Source organism: Rathayibacter sp. VKM Ac-2926 (assembly GCF_022815565.1).
Classification (GTDB): domain Bacteria; phylum Actinomycetota; class Actinomycetes; order Actinomycetales; family Microbacteriaceae; genus Rathayibacter; species Rathayibacter festucae.
In genome coordinates, this window is record NZ_JALGRS010000003.1 from 304,240 (window position 1) to 320,073 (window position 15,834).

The following is a 15,834-nucleotide window of genomic DNA, read 5'->3' on the forward strand; positions in this document are numbered from 1 at the left end:
AGGCGGATTCTGTGCGAATGTCCTGACATTAGGGCAGGCCTTTCCCGCCAGGCGCTCAGCCCAGCAGCGGCTTCTGCGCCGCCCGCTGCCGCGTGTACTCCTCGAACGCCCGCTGCGTGCTCGGCAGCTCGGACACCTCGGCGACGGGCACGTCCCACCAGCCCTCGCCGCTCGGCGCGTAGAGCAGCGGGTCGCTGTTGATGTGGATGAGCGTCGTGCGGTCCGACGCCTTCGCGGCCGCCATCGCGGCGCGCAGGTCGTCGATCGCGGACCCGCTCGGCGCCACCTCGATCACGTCGACGCCGTAGCTGCGCGCGTTCGCGGCGAGATCGAGCGGGATCTCGCGGTCGTCGAGCCCGCGGTACTGCGTGCCGTAGCGGCCGGAGCCGACGGTCTCGGAGAGGTGCCCGATCGAGGCGTAGCCGTGGTTCTGGATCAGCACCACGATGATCTTCAGTCCCTCGGCCACCGCGGTCACCAGCTCGGTGTGCAGCATCAGGTAGGAGCCGTCGCCGACCATGACGACGACGTCGCGGTCCGACCCCGACGCCTCCGCCCCGCGCTTGACGCCGAGGCCGCCGGCGATCTCGTAGCCCATGCAGGAGAAGGCGTACTCGACGTGGTAGCCGAGGCTGTCGCGCACCCGCCACAGCTTGTGCAGGTCGCCGGGCAGCGAGCCGGCCGCCTGCACGACGACGTCCTCGGGGTCGGTCGCGGACTGCACCGCGCCGATGATCTCGGCCTGGCCGGGCAGCGCGAGTCCGGAGGGGGCGAACGCGGCGTCGACCGCGGCGTCCCACTCCGCCTTCTCGCGGCGGAGGCGCTCGGCGTACTCCTCGGAGACGTGGAACCGGCTCAGCTGCTCGCGCAGCGCCTCCAGCGTCTCGCGGGCGTCGGCGATGATCGGCAGCCGGCTGCCGTGCTTGTAGGCGTCGAACGCGGCGACGTTGACGTTCACGAACACGACGCCGTCGTTCTGGAAGACGGTGCGGCTCGCGGTGGTGAAGTCGCTGTAGCGCGTGCCGATGCCGATGACGACGTCGGCGTCGGCCGCGAGGCGGTTCGCGGCGGTGGAGCCGGTGGCGCCGATCCCGCCGAGGTACTGCGGGTGGTCCCAGGCGAGGGCGCCGCCGCCGGCCTGGGTGGTGGCGACGGGGACGCCGGTGGCCTCGGCGAACGCGCGCAGCGCCGCCTCCGCGCCGGAGTAGATCACGCCGCCGCCGGCGACGACGATCGGGTTCCGCGCGGCGGCGATCGCGGCGACCGCCCGCTCGAGCGGTCCGCGCTCCGGGACCGGGCGGCGCAGGTGCCACTCGCGCTCCTCGAGGAAGGCGACGGGGACGTCGAGCACCTCGGCCTGGACGTCCTCGGGCAGGGCGATGGTGACGGCGCCGGTCTCGGCCGGGTCGGTCAGCACGCGCAGCGCGGCGAGGGCGATCGAGTAGAGCTGCTCGGGCCGCTGCACGCGGTCGAAGAAGCGGGAGAGCGGCCGGAACGCGTCGTTGACGGTGATGCCGATGTCGTGCGGCAGCTCGAGCTGCTGCAGGACCGGATCGGCGACGCGGGTCGCGAAGGTGTCGCTGGGCAGCAGCAGCGCCGGGAGCCGGTTCGCGGTCGCGAGGGCGGCTCCGGTGAGCATGTTGGCGGCGCCCGGGCCGACGGAGGCGGCGCTGGCGTAGGTCGCGAGGCGACGGTGCATCCGGGCGTAGCCGACGGCCTGGTGCACCATCGCCTGCTCGTTGCGCGCCTGGTGGTAGGGCATCAGGGTCGGGTCGAGGGCGTTCGACTGCGCGAGCGCCTGGCCGATGCCGGCGACGTTGCCGTGCCCGAAGATTCCGAACATGCCGGGGATCGTGCGCTCGCGGTGGTCGCCGTCCACGGTCCACTGCCGGGCGAGGAACTCGACGAGCGCCTGGCTCACGGTCATCCGCTGGGTCCTGTCGGCCATCAGTGCTGTCCTCCGGTGGTGCTGGGTGTGCCGGGTGTCGTGTCGGTGCTGGTCGTGCTGTCGGGCGTGTACGGGAGTCGGGGGTCGATGTCCTGGTCGTCCCAGGTGCTGCGGATCCAGCCGTGCGCCGGGTGGTCGCTGATCAGCCAGGCGCGCTCCTCGCCCGGGCCGGCCATCACGTTGAGGTAGTAGAGGTCGTAGCCCGGCGCCGCGACGGCGGGGCCGTGGTATCCGAACGGGACGAGGGCGATGTCGCCGGTGCGGACCGTCGCGTCGATCGCGATCTCGCCGGCGGGCGAGGTCGAGGTGCTGAACATCCCGAACGGCTCGGCGTTCGCGGGCCCGTCGACGCCGCGGCTGACGGCGGTCTCGAAGTAGTAGATCTCCTCGAGCCGCGACTCGTGGCCGGGGACGTCCTCGTCGTGCTTGTGCGCGGGGTAGCTGGACCAGTTCTCGGCCGGAGTGATGACCTCGCAGACGATGAAGCGGTCGGCCTCGAGCGCGCCCGGGGTGCCGAAGTTGTGCACCTGACGGCTGGAGCGGCCGGCACCGCGCAGCTCGACGGGGACCTCGGCGCGCGGGACGTAGCGGCTCGGGTGCGGGGTCGCGGCGGGCGCCTCCGCGATCGCGACGCGGCCCTCCCCCGACACCGTCGCGGAGGACAGCGTCGAGAGGTAGAGCACGTCGCTCGGGCCGTCGAAGACCGAGGCCCGGCCCGCGAGGACGGTGGTCTCGGCGGCGCCGCCGGCCTCGTGCCGGACGGTGAAGGAGCCGGCGAGCGGGACGACGAGGCGCTCGAGGCCCGCGGCGGGGAGCGCGAGCTCGTCACCGGGGGCCAGGTCCGCGACGCGGAGTCCGGTGTGCTGCCAGGCGGGCAGGCCGGCGTCGACGACGGACTCCCAGCCGTCGCGGGCGAGCGCGCCCCGCGGGAACAGCCACTCGTTGTGCGTGGTCATCTCGGGCCTTCCGTCGTGTCTCGGTGGGGGGTGTGCTGGCGGGGCGGGTCTCGATACGCCGCCTGCGGCGGCTACTCGACCAGCATGTGAGCCCGATGCGTCTGCGCGAGGGTGGAGCGCAACCGGTGAATCGCGTGCCAGCGATTCGACGTGCGCGGACGCAGGACGCTCTGCGGAACGCTCCCCCTTCGCGAAGCCGACCGCGGCCGAGCGACGACGAAGGAGGAGCGAGGCACAACGGCTCAGTTCTGGGGGAAGCCCAGGTTGATGCCGCCGTGCGAGGGGTCCAGCCAGCGCGAGGTGATCGCCTTCTGCTGCGTGAAGAAGCGGACGCCCTCCGCGCCGTGGGCCTTGGTGTCGCCGAAGAGCGACGACTTCCAGCCGCCGAACGAGAACGTGGCGACGGGCACCGGGATCGGCACGTTGATGCCGATCATCCCGACCTGGACCTCGTTCTGGAAGCGCCGCGCGGCCCCGCCGTCGTTCGTGAAGATCGCCGTGCCGTTGCCGAACGCACCGGTGTTGATGAGCTCGACGCCCTCCTCGTAGGAGGCGACGCGCACGATCGAGAGCACCGGTCCGAAGATCTCCTCCGTGTAGGCGCGGGAGGTGGTCGGGACCCTGTCGAGCAGCGTCGGGCCGAGCCAGAAGCCGTTCTCGTCGCCGTCGACCTCGATGCCGCGGCCGTCGATGACGACCTCGGCGCCGTCCTGCTCAGCGATGCCGATGTAGGACGCGACCTTGTCGCGGTGCGCCTCGGTGACCAGGGGTCCCATGTCGCAGCCGCGGCGCCCGTCGCCGATGCGCAGCTGCGACGCGCGCTCCTGGATCTTGGTGATCAGCTCGTCGGCGACCGGCTCGACCGCGACGACGACCGAGATCGCCATGCAGCGCTCCCCCGCCGAGCCGAAGCCCGCGTTGATCGCCGAGTCGGCGACCAGATCGAGGTCCGCGTCCGGCAGCACCAGCATGTGGTTCTTCGCGCCGCCGAGGGCCTGGACGCGCTTGCCGTGCTTCGTCCCGGTCTCGTAGACGTACTGCGCGATCGGCGTCGAGCCGACGAACGAGATCGAGCGGACGTCGGGCGAGGTCAGCAGCCCGTCGACGGCCTGCTTGTCGCCGTTGAGCACGGTGAAGACGCCGTCGGGCAGGCCGGCCTCCTTCCACAGCTTCGCGAGCCAGATCGCCGCGGTCGGGTCCTTCTCGCTGGGCTTGAGGATGACGGTGTTGCCGGCCGCGATCGCGATCGGGAAGAACCACATCGGCACCATCGCCGGGAAGTTGAACGGCGAGATGATCCCGACCACGCCGAGCGGCTGCTTGGTGGAGTAGACGTCGACGCCGGTCGAGACCTGCTCCGAGTACTCGCCCTTCAGGTGGTGCGCGAGGCCGGTCGCGAACTCCACGACCTCCTGGCCGCGGGTGATCTCGCCGAGCGCGTCGGAGACGACCTTGCCGTGCTCCGAGGTGATGATCTCGGCCAGCTCGCCCTTCTTCGCCTCGAGCAGCTCGCGGAACGTGAAGAGGATCTGCTGGCGCTTGGCGAGCGAGAGGTCGCGCCAGGCGGGGAACGCGGCCTTGGCGGAGGCGATCGCCGCGGCGATCTCGTCCGCATCGGCCAGGGCGACCTCCTTGGTCGCGACACCCAGCGCGGGGTCGAAGACCGGCGCGGTGCGGCCCGAGGTCGAGGGCGACTCGCGCCCGTCGATCCAGTGCGGGACGACGGCGAGCTGGTGCAGCGGGGTGGTTCCGATGGTCTCGGACATGATTCCTGTCTCTGTTCGTGGGAGAGGGGGTTCGTGGGAGAGGGGATTCTTGGGAGAGGGGATTCGTGGGAGAGGGGGTCCGTGGGAGAGGGGGTCCGTGGGAGAGGGGCTCGTCGGTCAGGGGTGCGGTCAGCCGTGCACGAGCGCGGCGGCGGTGTCGACCGCTGCCGCGACGTCGCCGTCGGCCGGGTAGAGGAGGGTGCGCCCGACGACGAGGCCGCGGACACCGGGCAGCGCGAGAGCCGCGCCCCATGCCGCGTAGGTCTCGTCGGGGCTCCCCGTCGGGTCGCCGCCGAGCAGCAGCGTCGGGAGGGTGGTGGCGGCCATCACCCGCTCCATCTCGTCGACGACGGGCAGCTTCATCCAGGTGTAGGCCGAGGACGAGCCGAGCCCGGAGGCGATCGCGATCGAGGTGATCACGGCGTCGGCGGAGAGGTCGTTGACGACGGCGCCGTCGACCCACTCGCTCAGGAAGGGCTCGAGCATGATCGGCACGCGGGCCGCCGCGGCCGCGGTCACGGCCGCCGCGTTGGCCTCGAGCGTCGCGACCGAGCCGGCGTCGGCGAGGTTGATCCGCAGCAGCGTCTTCGCGAAGTCGAGGCCGTCGCGGACGATCCCGTCGATGTCGTAGCCGGTGAAGCGGTCGTCCATCTCGAAGGAGGCGCCGCGCAGGCCGCCGCGGTTCATCGATCCGACCACGACCTTGTCGTCGAGCAGCCCGAGCAGGGCGAGATCGTCGATGATGTCCGGCGTGCCGAGCACCCCGTCCACTCCCGGCCGCGAGAGCGCAGTCGCGAGACGGTCGAGCAGGTCGTAGCGGTCCGCCATCGCCATCGCCTCGCCGCGCACGCCGAGCGCGCCGCGGGCGGGGTGGTCGGCGGCCACGAGCAGCAGCCGGCCGTTCCCGCCGAGCAGCGGACGGCGGCGGCGCCCGGCGAGCGCCCGTGCGACGGCGGTCGGGTCCTCGGCGCGGAGCCGGCGCAGCTCCGCGAAGTCGCGATCAGAGCGTGACATCGGTGCGCTCCTTCAGGAAGGACTCGACCTCGGCCGTGGTGGGCATCGCCGTCGAGCACTCGCGCCGCGAGGCGACGATCGCGCCGGCGACGTTCGCGAAGCGGAGGATGCGCTCGAGGTCCCAGCCCTCGACGAGGCCGTGGATGAGCGCGCCGCCGAAGCTGTCCCCGGCGCCGAGGCCGTTGACGACCTCGACCGGGAAGGGCGCGACCTCGACCGTCTCGGAGCGGGTCTTCGCGAGCACGCCGCGCGGCCCCTGCTTGACGATCGCGAGCTCGACGCCCCGGTCGAGGAGCGCGTCGGCCGCGCGCGACGGGTCGGTCTCGCCGACGGCGACCTCGCACTCCTCCCGGTTGCCGACCGCGACGGTGACCCACTCCAGCGCCTTAGCGACCTCCTGCGAGGCGCGCTCCGGCGAGCGCCAGAACATCGGCCGGTAGTCCAGGTCGAGCACGGTGAACGGCCGGCGGTCGCGAGCCTGCCACGCGACGAAGTGCGCGGACCGGCTGGGCTCCTCCGTGAGCCCGGTGACGGTCGACCAGTAGACCTTCGCCCGGACGATCGCGTCGAGGTCGAGCGACTGCGCGGTGATCGCCAGGTCGGGCGCCTTGGGCTTGCGGTAGAAGTACAGCGGGAAGTCGTCCGGCGGGAAGATCTCGCAGAACGTGACCGGCGTGGCCAGGTCCGGCTCGGTGCCGACGAACTCGTCCGAGACGCCGAGCCGGACCAGCTCGCGCTTCACGTAGCGGCCGAACGGGTCGTCGCCGGCCCGCGAGATCAGCGCGGCGGAGTGCCCGTGCCGGGCCGCGGCGATCGCGACGTTGGCCGCGCTCCCGCCGAGGTACTTGCCGAAGGTCTCGACGTCCTCGAGCCCGAGGCCGTCCTGCAGCGGGTAGATGTCGACCCCGACCCGGCCGATGGTCAGGACGTCGTAGGGCGCCGGCGCGTCCGTCACTCCGGCCTCGCGGCGGCCTCGTGCGCGAGCTCCGCGGTGACCGCGGAGTCCGGCATCGAGCGCTCGAGCTCGTGGGCGAGGGAGGCGAGCTCGGCGCCGCCGGCCATCAGGCTGGTCAGCTCGCCGAGGGTGATCTCGCTCTTCTCGAAGTTGCCGAGGCTGGTGCCGCGGTTCAGGAGGAGGAAGCGGTCGCCGACCGGGTAGGCGTGGTGCGGGTTATGGGTGATGAAGACCACGCCGAGCCCGGCGTCGCGGGAGCGGGCGATGTACTTGAGCACCACGCCCGACTGCTTGACGCCCAGCGCCGCGGTCGGCTCGTCCAGGATCAGCACGCGGGCACCGAAGTACACGGCGCGGGCGATGGCGACGCACTGGCGCTCGCCTCCGGAGAGGGTGCCGATCGGCTGGTCGACGTCGCGCAGGTCGATGCCCATGTTCGCCAGCTCGCTCTGCGTGATCTCCTTCATCCGCTTCACGTCCAGGCGGCGCAGCGGTCCGCGCCCCTTGGTGATCTCGGAGCCGAGGAAGAAGTTGCGCCAGACCGGCATCAGCGGCACGACCGCGAGGTCCTGGTAGACGGTCGCGATCCCCGCCTGCAGCGCGGCGCGCGGCGACGAGAAGGTGACCGGCGTCCCGTCGAGGAGCAGCTCGCCCTCGGAGGGCGTGTGCGCACCGGCGAGCATCTTGATGAACGTCGACTTGCCGGCGCCGTTGTCGCCGAGGACGCAGGTGACCTGGCCGGCGTTGACCGTGGTCGAGACTCCGGCGAGCGCATTGACGGCGCCGTAGCTCTTGCCGATGTCGCGGACCTCGACGATCGTCGTGCCCACCGGGGTGCGGGGCGCGGCCGGCTGTCCGGTCGAGGGGCCGCTCGTCGTGTCGGCGCTCATCGTCCGCCTCCTGCTCGTGTCCGGACGAAGTTGTTGAGGAGCACCGCGGCGAGCAGCATGCCGCCGAGGACGGTGCGCAGCCAGTTGGTGTCCCACTGGGCGAAGGTGATGCCCTGGAAGACCATCCCGTAGATCAGCGCGCCGAGGGCGGCGCCGATCGCCGAGCCGTAGCCGCCGGTCATCAGGCAGCCGCCGACGACCGCGCAGATGATGAAGATGAACTCCTGGCCGACGCCGGTGTTCGCCTGCACCGTCGAGGTGCGGAAGAGCGAGATCATGCCGACGAGCCACGCGGCGCCGGCGGTCCCCATGAAGAGGCCGATCTTGGTCTTCAGCACCGGGACGCCGACCTGGCGCGACGCGGTCTGCGCCCCGCCGACGGCGAAGATCCAGTTGCCGGCGCGGGTGCGCAGCAGGATCCAGGTCGCGACGGCCGCCACCACGAACCACCAGAGCACCGAGACGTAGAAGGTGCCGCCGCCGATGCCGGCCGACGAGCCGAACAGCGGCTGGATGCCGTCGTAGCCCGGGACCTTGGTCATGCCCTGGATCGCGACCTGGCCGGTGATGATCTTCGTCACCGCCAGGTCGATGCCGGCGAGGGCGAAGAAGGTGCCGAGCGTCACGATGAAGCTCGGGAGCCCCGTCTTCATCACCAGGATGCCGTTGAGGGCGCCCACGCCGAGGCAGACGATCAGCGAGACGAAGACCGCCACCCAGATGCTGAGTCCGTAGTGGGTGGTCAGGATCCCGACGATGAGGGCGGAGAAGCCCGTCATCACGCCGGCGGAGAGGTCGAACTCGCCGCCGATCATCAGCAGCGCCACGGCGACGGCCATGATCCCGAAGGTCGAGGCCGACTCCAGCCAGACCCCGGCGCCGGCGAAGCTCAGGAACTGCGGGGTGTAGAGGGAGAAGAACACGAGCACGGCGAGGGCGGCGACGAACGCGCCGGTCTCGGGCCGGGCCAGGATCTTGCGGAGCGGACGGCGCTCGAGGCGGGGCCTCGTCGCGATCGTCACGATGTCTGTCGTCGTCACTGCTGACTCCTGTCGGGGACGGGCCGGGGCCGCTAGCGGGTGCCGTTCGCGGCGAACTCGGCGACCGCGGCCGCGTTCTCCTTGGTGACGAAGGCGGGTCCGGAGTAGACCGGCTGGCCGCCGCCGATGACGTTGCCGTTGGTCGTGTAGAGCTGGAGCGCGGTCACTCCCAGGAAGCCCTGGACGTAGGGCTGCTGGTCGACGGCGAAGACGATCGAGCCGTCCTCGACCGCGGTGACGACGTCCTCGGAGAGGTCGAAGGTGCCGACCTGGGCCGAGCTGCCCGACTCCGACACGGCGCCGACGGCGTCGATCGCGTACTGACCGCCGAGGGTGAGCACGCCGTCGATGGACGGGTCGGCCTGCAGCTTGGACTTGATGGTCGCCTTGACGTCGGCGTCGTTCGTGCCGTCCACCTGCAGGTTGCTCATGCTGCCGCCGAAGGTCGAGGCGGCCGCCTTGCAGCGCTCCTCGAGGCCGACGTTGCCCGCCTCCTGGATGACGCAGAGGGCGTTGGTGGCGCCGGCCTCGGCGAGCTTGGTGCCGACCGCCTCGCCCGCGACCGTCTCGCTCTGGCCGATGTGGGTCAGCGCGCCGAACTCGGCGGAGCGCTCGATGCCGGAGTTGATGGTGACGACCGGGATGCCGGCCGCGACGGCCTTCTCGACGCTGTCCTTGACGCCGTCGGGGTTCGCCATCGAGACGACGATGCCGTCGACCTGCTGGGCGACCGCGTTGTCGATCAGCTGCGACTGCTTCGCCGGGTCGGGGTCGGCGTTGTAGGTGACGGTCGCGCCGTAGTCGCCGCCGGCCGCCTCGGCGCCGGACTTCACGCGGTCCCAGAAGGCGTCGCCGGGGCCTGAGTGGGTGACGACCGCGTAGGTGTAGTCGCCGCCGCCGCCCGCGCCACCGCCGCCGCCGGTGGTCGCGGCGGGCTCCTGCCCGGTGCCCGTGCACCCGCTGAGCAGCAGGGCGGCCGAGGCTGCGAGGCCGAGGCCGGCGAGGAATCGCTTCTTCATGGAGAGCTCCTTCTCTGCGGACGGCGTCGTCTCTGACGGTCCGGAACGTCGTTGTCGGGTCGAGTATGAAATCGCTGGTTGCAAATGTCAATACATATTGTCATTGCGCTACGCTCGGAGCGGCTCACCGGTGAGAGACATCGGGTGCCGAGCTGCTGTCAAGAGCAGGGAGGAGCGCGCAATGGTGCACCGTTTCGGAGTGGGTCTGGTGTCGGTCGGCTGGATGGGGCGCCTGCACACGCGGGCGTACCGCGCGGTCCCGGAGCACTACCCGGACCTCGGCGTCGCCGTGGACCTCGTGTCGGCGGCCGACACCGATCCTGGCACGCGCTCGCTGGCGGAGGACGTCCTGGGCTACCGCCGGACGACGGCCGACTACCGCGAAGTGCTGGCGGACCCCGAGGTCGACGTCGTCTCGATCTGCGCGCCGAACTTCCTGCACCGCGAGGTCGCCCTCGCCGCTGCGGCCGCCGGCAAGCCGTTCTGGATCGAGAAGCCGATGGGCCGCTCCGCCGCCGAGTCGTCGGAGATCGCGCGCGCCGCGGCCGACGCCGGCGTCGTCACCTCGGTCGGCTTCAACTACCGGCACGCGCCGGCGCTCGCGCAGGCCCGCGCCCTGATCCGCGAGGGAGCGATCGGCCGCGTCACGAACGTGAGCGTGCGCCTGCTCGCCGACTACTCCGCGGACCCGCTCGGCGCGCTCACCTGGCGCTTCCTGCAGGCGCGGGCCGGCTCGGGCGTGCTCGGCGATCTGCTCTCGCACGGCGCCGACCTGGCGCAGTACCTGGTGGGGCGGATCGACTCGGTCTCCGCGCTCACCGAGACCTTCGTGCGCGAGCGCCCGCTGCCCGGCTCCGCCGCGGCGGGCCACTTCAGCAAGGGCTCCGAGGGCGGCGAGCGCGGCGCGGTCGAGAACGAGGACTACGCGGCGGTCCTCGGCCGCTTCGAGTCCGGCGCGGTCGCGGTGCTGGAGGCGAGCCGGGTCGCGGTCGGGCCGCGCGCCGAGTACACCCTCGAGGTGTACGGCACGAAGGGCTCGCTGCGCTGGGACTTCCAGCGGCTGAACGAGCTGCAGCTCGCCGACGACCCCAGCGGCTACCGCACGATCATGGCGCAGCCCGGCTTCGGCGACTTCTCGCGCTTCCAGCCGGGCGCCGGGACGAGCATGGGCTTCGACGACCTCAAGACCATCGAGGCGTCGCTCTTCCTCACCTCGGTGCTCGAGGGCCGCCAGCTCGCGCCGTCGGCCGCGGACGCCTGGTCGGCCGCCGAGATCGTGGAGGCCGCGCTCCGCAGCGACCGCTCGCGGGCGTGGGAGAGCGTCGGGACGGTCAGCGGAGACATCACCTACGACGCCTGAGCCGTCCGACGCCCCCGCGGGGCGGCCTTCAGAGAGCGAAGGCCGCCTCGAAGGCGTCGAGCGCCGACTCGGAGTCGGTCGACGGCCACGCCTCGAGCCCGACGACCCCGTCGTAGCCGAGGGCCCGCAGCTCCCGGGCGACGGCCGGGTAGCGGATCTCGCCGGTCCCCGGCTCACAGCGGCCGGGCACGTCGGCGACCTGGATCTCGCCGATCCAGGGCAGGCAGCGGCGCACGAGCTCGAGCAGGTTCCCCTCGCCGATCTGCGCGTGGTACAGGTCGAGGTTCAGCCGCAGACCCGGGCGGTCGACCGCGCTGACCAGCGCGAGGGTGTCCTCGGCGCGGGCGAACGGGGTGCCCGGGTGGTCGACGGCGGTGTTGAGGTTCTCGAGGGTGAAGACCCGGCCGCGCTCCTCGCCGAGCGCGGCCAGCCGGCGGAGGGTGTCCTCGGCGCGCTCGCGGTCCGCGGGCGTCACCTCGGTGCCGGGCCGGACGGGCAGGCCGCCCGGCGCGAGGCCGGTGCCGTGCAGGTTCAGCCGCGGGCTGTCGATGATCTCGGCGGCCGCCAGCGAGAGCTCGGCCGTCCGGAGCGTCTCGGCGATGCCGTCGGGGGTGATCAGGTCGCCGGTCAGGTAGCCGGTCATCGACGAGAACGTCGCTCCGGTCGCCGCGAGCGCGGGCAGGTCCTTGGTGGACCAGTCCCAGATCTCGACCTCGAAGCCGCGCTCGTGCAGGCGGCGGACGCGGTCGACGAACTCGAGCTCCGGGAAGAGCATCTCCGCGGAGGCTGCGAGACGGACGGTCACGGCCGGGGCCCTACAGCTCGACGCTCACCGACACGCGCTCGACCGCGGAGCGGGCGGCGGCATCGGCGAGGACCAGGGCGGCGCGGCCGTCGGCGAAGGTGGGGCTCGTCGACTCCTGACCGCGGGCGAGCTTGATGAACTCGCTCAGCTCGGCCCGGTAGGCCACGGAGTACCGCTCGAGGAAGAAGTCCTGGTACGGCGGCTTGGCCTGCACGCTCGTGCCGTTCGAGACGCTGACCAGGCTGGTGAGGGCGTTCGCGACCTCGATGGAGCCGTCTGCGCCGAAGGCCTCGATCCGCTGGTCGTAGCCGACCGAGCTGTGCCGCGAGTTGGTGATCGAGACGAGCGCGCCGGAGGCGGAGCGGAGCGTGACGACGGCGGTGTCGAAGTCGCCGTGCTCGCGCGCGCCGGGGTCGAAGGTCGTCGTGCCGGTCGCGGTGACCTCGACGATGTCGGGGAGGAAGAAGCGCGCCATGTCGAAGTCGTGGATCGTCATGTCGCGGAAGATGCCGCCGGAGACGCCGATGTAGGCCGCGGGCGGGGCGGCGGGGTCGCGGCTGATGATCGAGAGCTGCTCCAGCGCGCCGATCTCGCCGGCGGCGACGCGGGCGCGCGCCTCGGCGAAGGCCGGGTCGAAGCGGCGGTTGAAGCCGAGGGCGATCGGCACTCCCGACGCCGTGACGCGGGGCAGCAGGGCGTCGACGCGCGCGATGTCGAGGTCGATCGGCTTCTCGCAGAGCGCGGGGATCCCGGCCGAGATCGCGGCCTCGAGCAGGTCGACGTGGGTCGCGGTCGGCGAGGCGATCAGCACCGCGTCGATCTCACCGGAGGCGAGCATCTCGGCGGCGTCGGTCGTCACGGTTCCGCCGTAGCGGGCCGCGACGGCGTTCGCTCCGTCGACGAACGGGTCGCAGACCCAGGCGAGCGTCGCCTCGGGGTCGGCGGCGATGTTCGCCGCGTGCACCTGGCCGATGCGGCCGGTGCCGATGAGTCCGAAGCGGAGAGGGGTGTCGGTCACGGCGATGTCCTTGCTGCCCGGGGGCGGTCGGGGTGGTCGGGGTTCGGGTGTCGGGTGTCGGGTGTCGGGTGTCGGGAGAGGGTGGCGCTGGGTCAGGCCCAGGCGCGCAGGGCCTCGCGGTTGACGGCCTGGTCGTCGCGGCGCTCGTCGCGGAAGGCCGTGATGTCGGCGTCGGGGGCGTTGAGGACGTCCTGCTCGACGACGACCCAGCCGTCATAGCCCTGGGCGTCGATCGCGGTCATCACGGCGTCGAGGTCGATGTCGCCGCGGCCGAAGGCGACGAACGCTCCGGAGGACCAGACCTCGCGCATCCCGCCGCCGGCCGCGAGGACCCGGCGCAGCTCGGCGACGTCGACGTCCTTGAGGTGCAGGTGGTTGATCCGGGAGCCCCAGCGCTCGACGGCCGCGACCGGGTCGCCGCCGCCGATCAGGAGGTGGCCGGTGTCGAGGGTGAGCCCGATGTCGACGGCGCCGAGGAACCGGTCGATCTCCTCCGGCGACTCGATGAACGTGCCCGCGTGGTGGTGGAAGGTCGGCTCGAAGCCGGCCGCGCGGACGGCGGCGGTGGCGCGCTCGACGTTGGCGACCAGCCGCGACCAGCGCGCGTCATCGAGCGGGTCGGCGCCGGCGCCGCGACCGGGCGAGGAGCGCCGGGCCGCGGAGCCGTCGTCGGCGAGGGTCGGCAGGGGGAGCCGCGCGGGGCCGTGCTCGGACGCCTCGGCGAAGAGGCGGAGCGCGGCGTCGAGCTCGGGGAGCGACGCCGCGAAGGCCTCGTCGTCCGAGAAGGGCAGCTGGATCCAGCCGCCGGCGATGTCGAGTCCCGAGCGCTCGAGGCGCTGGCGCAGTTCTCGTCCGCGGCCGAGGTAGCCGGCCGGTCCCAGGTCGACGCCGGTGTAGCCCGCCTCGGCGAGCACGTCGACGAGGTCGTCGGGCGAGACCACGTCGGCGCCCTCGGGGGTGAGCTCGAAGACGCCGAAGCTGACGGGGGCGCCGGCGACCGCGGCCTTCATCGGGACGCTCCGGGGACGACGAGCACGGGGACGACGAGCGCGGGGGCGGCGAGCGCAGGGGCGGCGTGCGCGAGGGCGCGGCGGATCATCTGGACCATACGACGGTGTACTACTCCTCGAGAGGGCGGTCTGTAATGTCGTTACAATAGCACAATGGGACGGACTGCTGAGCTGCTGATGTGCGCTGCATAATGTAGTGACGCCGACAGGTGTCGAGGACAGCCGGCGGTGAGTCGGCGGGCGGAGGGGGACGACATGGCGCTGCAGGAGGAGCACGCCCTGCCGATGGACCTCTTCATGGACCTCGACCGCTCCGGGCCCATCCCGCTCTACCACCAGATCGCGACCCGCCTCGAGCGCGCCATCCTCGACGAGACGCTCCCGGCCGGCTCCCGGCTCGAGAACGAGGTGTCGCTGGGCAACCGTCTCGGCATGTCGCGGCCGACCATCCGCCGCGCCATCCAGGACCTCGTCGACAAGGGACTCCTCGTGCGCCGCCGCGGCATCGGCACGCAGGTCGTGCACGGAAGGGTCACCCGCAACGTCGAGCTCACCAGCCTCTTCGAGGACCTCCAGCGCTCCGGGCAGAGCCCGACGACGAGCACCCTCTCCTCCACCGTCGGCACGGCCGACGAGAAGACCGCCGAGGCGCTCGGCGTCGAGGTCGGCTCGCCCGTCCTGCACCTCGTGCGGCTCCGGTCCGCGGACGGGGTCCCGCTCGCCGTGCTCGACAACACGCTGCCGGCCGACTTCGTCGACCTCGACCTCGGCGCCCTCGAGACGCACGGCCTCTACCAGCTGCTCCGGGCCCGCGGAGTGGCGATGCGCGTCGCCAAGCAGCGGATCGGCGCCCGCGCCACGACCCCGCGCGAGGCCCAGCTCCTCGACCTCCGGAAGGGCGCCGCGGTCCTGACGATGACCCGCACCGCCTTCGACAACTCGGGCCGCGCCGTCGAGTACGGCCAGCACTGCTACCGCCCCGACCTCTACTCCTTCGAGATCACCCTCGTCGACCGCTGACCCGCGGGCGGGTGGATCTCGATACGCCCTCTGCGAGGGCTACTCGATCAGCATGAACGGGCGTCTTCCATGCTGGTCGAGTAGCGCGCAGCGCGTATCGAGACCCACGTGCCGGCGGTGGGCGGATCTCGATACGCCCTCTCCGAGGGCTACTCGATCACCATGAAGTGACCGCCCTGAACACGGCTGCTCGGTCAGCACGGGCGGGCACGCCCGTTCCATGCTGGTCGAGTAGCGCGCAGCGCGTATCGAGACCCGCCCACCGGACGACGGTGGATCTCGATACGCCCTCTCCGAGGGCTACTCGATCAGCATGAGGGGGCGTCAGTTCCCGTCGCGGCGGAGGCGCGCCTCGCGGCCGGCGATGTGCACGCCGAGGCCGGTGATGCCGGCGGCGAACGCGACGATCACGCCGAGCATCCCGTAGACGCTGCCCGCGCCGGCGGCGAACGCGCCGATCAGGAGCACGATCGAGGCCAGCACGATCAGGACGGCGCCGGCGATCTCGCCGCCGCTGGATCTCCTCAGCACGTCTCGCATGCCTCCAGACTGCGGCGGGCGCCACGCCCGCCGCAAGGCCTCCGAGGTGAACGGAGCACGAGCTCCCTCCCCCGCTAGACGCCCACCCGCCCTCGCCGCAAGCCCAGGAGGGAGCCGACCGCCGCTTGTCAGACTGGAGGAATGCAGCAGCTGACCTACGCCTCCAAGAGCATCGTCACCACCGACGCCGTCACCGAGGCCCTCCTCGACCTCGTGACCGCGATCGACCGGCAGGAGCACTCGGAGGCGGTCACCGTCCCGGCGTTCACCGACGACGGCGTGCTCATCGAGGCGAAGATGACGCTCGACGCGAGCAGCGAGCTCGTCGCCGTGCCCGTGGAGGTGGCCGTCGACGACGAGGCCGCGACGAACGAGGCCGTCGCCTCGGCCGTCGAGGACATCCGCTCGCGGATCAAGAACAACAGGCGCACCGTCGCCCGCCCCGTGATCGAGCCGGACCCGGAGCCCTACAACTACGAGGAGTTCTGAGCCG

The 15,834-nt window shown here is 72.1% G+C and carries 15 protein-coding genes; 3 read left to right on the forward strand and 12 right to left on the reverse strand.

From position 1 onward, the window contains the following. Nucleotides 1-55: 55 nt before the first annotated feature. The 8 genes from iolD to MT351_RS05865 form a co-directional block, all read right to left on the reverse strand. Nucleotides 56-1,948 carry a 3D-(3,5/4)-trihydroxycyclohexane-1,2-dione acylhydrolase (decyclizing) gene (iolD, locus tag MT351_RS05830; RefSeq protein ID WP_132435400.1) on the reverse strand — a complete coding sequence of 631 codons (1,893 nt, stop codon included), beginning with the start codon at nucleotides 1,946-1,948 and terminating at the stop codon, nucleotides 56-58. Next, nucleotides 1,948-2,904, reverse strand: coding sequence for a 5-deoxy-glucuronate isomerase (gene iolB / locus MT351_RS05835; RefSeq protein ID WP_132435401.1), 957 nt, complete (start codon nucleotides 2,902-2,904; stop codon nucleotides 1,948-1,950). The genes iolD and iolB overlap by 1 nt, the downstream gene beginning before the upstream one ends. Before the next feature lie 242 nt (nucleotides 2,905-3,146). After that, a complete protein-coding gene (locus tag MT351_RS05840; RefSeq protein WP_132435403.1) occupies nucleotides 3,147-4,670 on the reverse strand; it encodes a CoA-acylating methylmalonate-semialdehyde dehydrogenase in 1,524 nt (507 codons plus the stop codon). Between the two features lie 129 nt (nucleotides 4,671-4,799). Then, a complete protein-coding gene (locus MT351_RS05845; RefSeq protein ID WP_132435405.1) occupies nucleotides 4,800-5,684 on the reverse strand; it encodes a deoxyribose-phosphate aldolase in 885 nt (294 codons plus the stop codon). Then, complete coding sequence (iolC, locus tag MT351_RS05850) at nucleotides 5,671-6,639, reverse strand: 5-dehydro-2-deoxygluconokinase (RefSeq protein WP_132435407.1); 969 nt, start codon at nucleotides 6,637-6,639, stop codon at nucleotides 5,671-5,673. Before iolC ends, MT351_RS05845 begins: the two co-directional genes overlap by 14 nt. Beyond that, nucleotides 6,636-7,529 carry an ATP-binding cassette domain-containing protein gene (locus tag MT351_RS05855; protein ID WP_123705870.1) on the reverse strand — a complete coding sequence of 298 codons (894 nt, stop codon included), beginning with the start codon at nucleotides 7,527-7,529 and terminating at the stop codon, nucleotides 6,636-6,638. Before MT351_RS05855 ends, iolC begins: the two co-directional genes overlap by 4 nt. Next, nucleotides 7,526-8,569: an ABC transporter permease gene (locus MT351_RS05860; RefSeq protein ID WP_243581550.1), complete on the reverse strand. Its 1,044-nt coding sequence runs from the start codon at nucleotides 8,567-8,569 to the stop codon at nucleotides 7,526-7,528. The genes MT351_RS05855 and MT351_RS05860 overlap by 4 nt, the downstream gene beginning before the upstream one ends. A gap of 32 nt (nucleotides 8,570-8,601) precedes the next feature. Beyond that, nucleotides 8,602-9,588, reverse strand: a complete 987-nt coding sequence (locus MT351_RS05865; RefSeq protein ID WP_123734525.1) for a sugar ABC transporter substrate-binding protein — start codon at nucleotides 9,586-9,588, stop codon at nucleotides 8,602-8,604. A 181-nt stretch (nucleotides 9,589-9,769) separates the two neighbouring features. Here MT351_RS05865 and MT351_RS05870 point away from each other — a divergent pair, with 181 nt between their 5' ends. Then, nucleotides 9,770-10,948: a Gfo/Idh/MocA family protein gene (locus MT351_RS05870; protein WP_132435411.1), complete on the forward strand. Its 1,179-nt coding sequence runs from the start codon at nucleotides 9,770-9,772 to the stop codon at nucleotides 10,946-10,948. A gap of 28 nt (nucleotides 10,949-10,976) precedes the next feature. Here MT351_RS05870 and MT351_RS05875 read toward each other — a convergent pair whose 3' ends face one another. The 3 genes from MT351_RS05875 to MT351_RS05885 all read right to left on the reverse strand — a co-directional run bounded on the left by MT351_RS05875 (nucleotide 10,977) and on the right by MT351_RS05885 (nucleotide 13,781). Then, nucleotides 10,977-11,723: a TIM barrel protein gene (locus MT351_RS05875; RefSeq protein WP_132435698.1), complete on the reverse strand. Its 747-nt coding sequence runs from the start codon at nucleotides 11,721-11,723 to the stop codon at nucleotides 10,977-10,979. Nucleotides 11,724-11,763: 40 nt separating this feature from the next. Continuing rightward, on the reverse strand, nucleotides 11,764-12,771 hold the full coding sequence (gene iolG, locus MT351_RS05880) for an inositol 2-dehydrogenase (protein WP_132435413.1): 1,008 nt from the start codon (nucleotides 12,769-12,771) through the stop codon (nucleotides 11,764-11,766). A 92-nt stretch (nucleotides 12,772-12,863) separates the two neighbouring features. Continuing rightward, nucleotides 12,864-13,781: a sugar phosphate isomerase/epimerase gene (locus tag MT351_RS05885; protein ID WP_132435415.1), complete on the reverse strand. Its 918-nt coding sequence runs from the start codon at nucleotides 13,779-13,781 to the stop codon at nucleotides 12,864-12,866. A gap of 255 nt (nucleotides 13,782-14,036) precedes the next feature. Between MT351_RS05885 and MT351_RS05890 the strand changes: the two genes are divergently transcribed. Beyond that, nucleotides 14,037-14,801 (forward strand): GntR family transcriptional regulator, encoded by a 765-nt coding sequence (locus MT351_RS05890; protein ID WP_123705876.1) that lies wholly within the window; start codon nucleotides 14,037-14,039, stop codon nucleotides 14,799-14,801. A gap of 324 nt (nucleotides 14,802-15,125) precedes the next feature. Here MT351_RS05890 and MT351_RS05895 read toward each other — a convergent pair whose 3' ends face one another. Beyond that, entirely contained in the window at nucleotides 15,126-15,341 is a 216-nt protein-coding gene (locus MT351_RS05895; RefSeq protein WP_132435417.1) for a hypothetical protein, read from the reverse strand. 141 nt (nucleotides 15,342-15,482) lie between these two features. Here MT351_RS05895 and MT351_RS05900 point away from each other — a divergent pair, with 141 nt between their 5' ends. Further along, on the forward strand, nucleotides 15,483-15,830 hold the full coding sequence (locus tag MT351_RS05900) for a hypothetical protein (protein WP_165908998.1): 348 nt from the start codon (nucleotides 15,483-15,485) through the stop codon (nucleotides 15,828-15,830). Nucleotides 15,831-15,834 lie beyond the last annotated feature (4 nt).

Bases quoted from the DNA above. Each gene is read 5' to 3' on its own strand.
- iolD (WP_132435400.1), bottom strand. From the start codon at position 1,948: ATGGCCGACAGGACCCAGCGGATGACCGTGAGCCAGGCGCTCGTCGAG.
- iolB (WP_132435401.1), bottom strand. From the start codon at position 2,904: ATGACCACGCACAACGAGTGGCTGTTCCCGCGGGGCGCGCTCGCCCGC.
- MT351_RS05840 (WP_132435403.1), bottom strand. From the start codon at position 4,670: ATGTCCGAGACCATCGGAACCACCCCGCTGCACCAGCTCGCCGTCGTC.
- MT351_RS05845 (WP_132435405.1), bottom strand. From the start codon at position 5,684: ATGTCACGCTCTGATCGCGACTTCGCGGAGCTGCGCCGGCTCCGCGCC.
- MT351_RS05855 (WP_123705870.1), bottom strand. From the start codon at position 7,529: ATGAGCGCCGACACGACGAGCGGCCCCTCGACCGGACAGCCGGCCGCG.
- MT351_RS05865 (WP_123734525.1), bottom strand. From the start codon at position 9,588: ATGAAGAAGCGATTCCTCGCCGGCCTCGGCCTCGCAGCCTCGGCCGCC.
- MT351_RS05870 (WP_132435411.1), top strand. From the start codon at position 9,770: ATGGTGCACCGTTTCGGAGTGGGTCTGGTGTCGGTCGGCTGGATGGGG.
- MT351_RS05875 (WP_132435698.1), bottom strand. From the start codon at position 11,723: ATGCTCTTCCCGGAGCTCGAGTTCGTCGACCGCGTCCGCCGCCTGCAC.
- MT351_RS05885 (WP_132435415.1), bottom strand. From the start codon at position 13,781: ATGAAGGCCGCGGTCGCCGGCGCCCCCGTCAGCTTCGGCGTCTTCGAG.
- MT351_RS05890 (WP_123705876.1), top strand. From the start codon at position 14,037: ATGGCGCTGCAGGAGGAGCACGCCCTGCCGATGGACCTCTTCATGGAC.
- MT351_RS05895 (WP_132435417.1), bottom strand. From the start codon at position 15,341: ATGCGAGACGTGCTGAGGAGATCCAGCGGCGGCGAGATCGCCGGCGCC.
- MT351_RS05900 (WP_165908998.1), top strand. From the start codon at position 15,483: ATGCAGCAGCTGACCTACGCCTCCAAGAGCATCGTCACCACCGACGCC.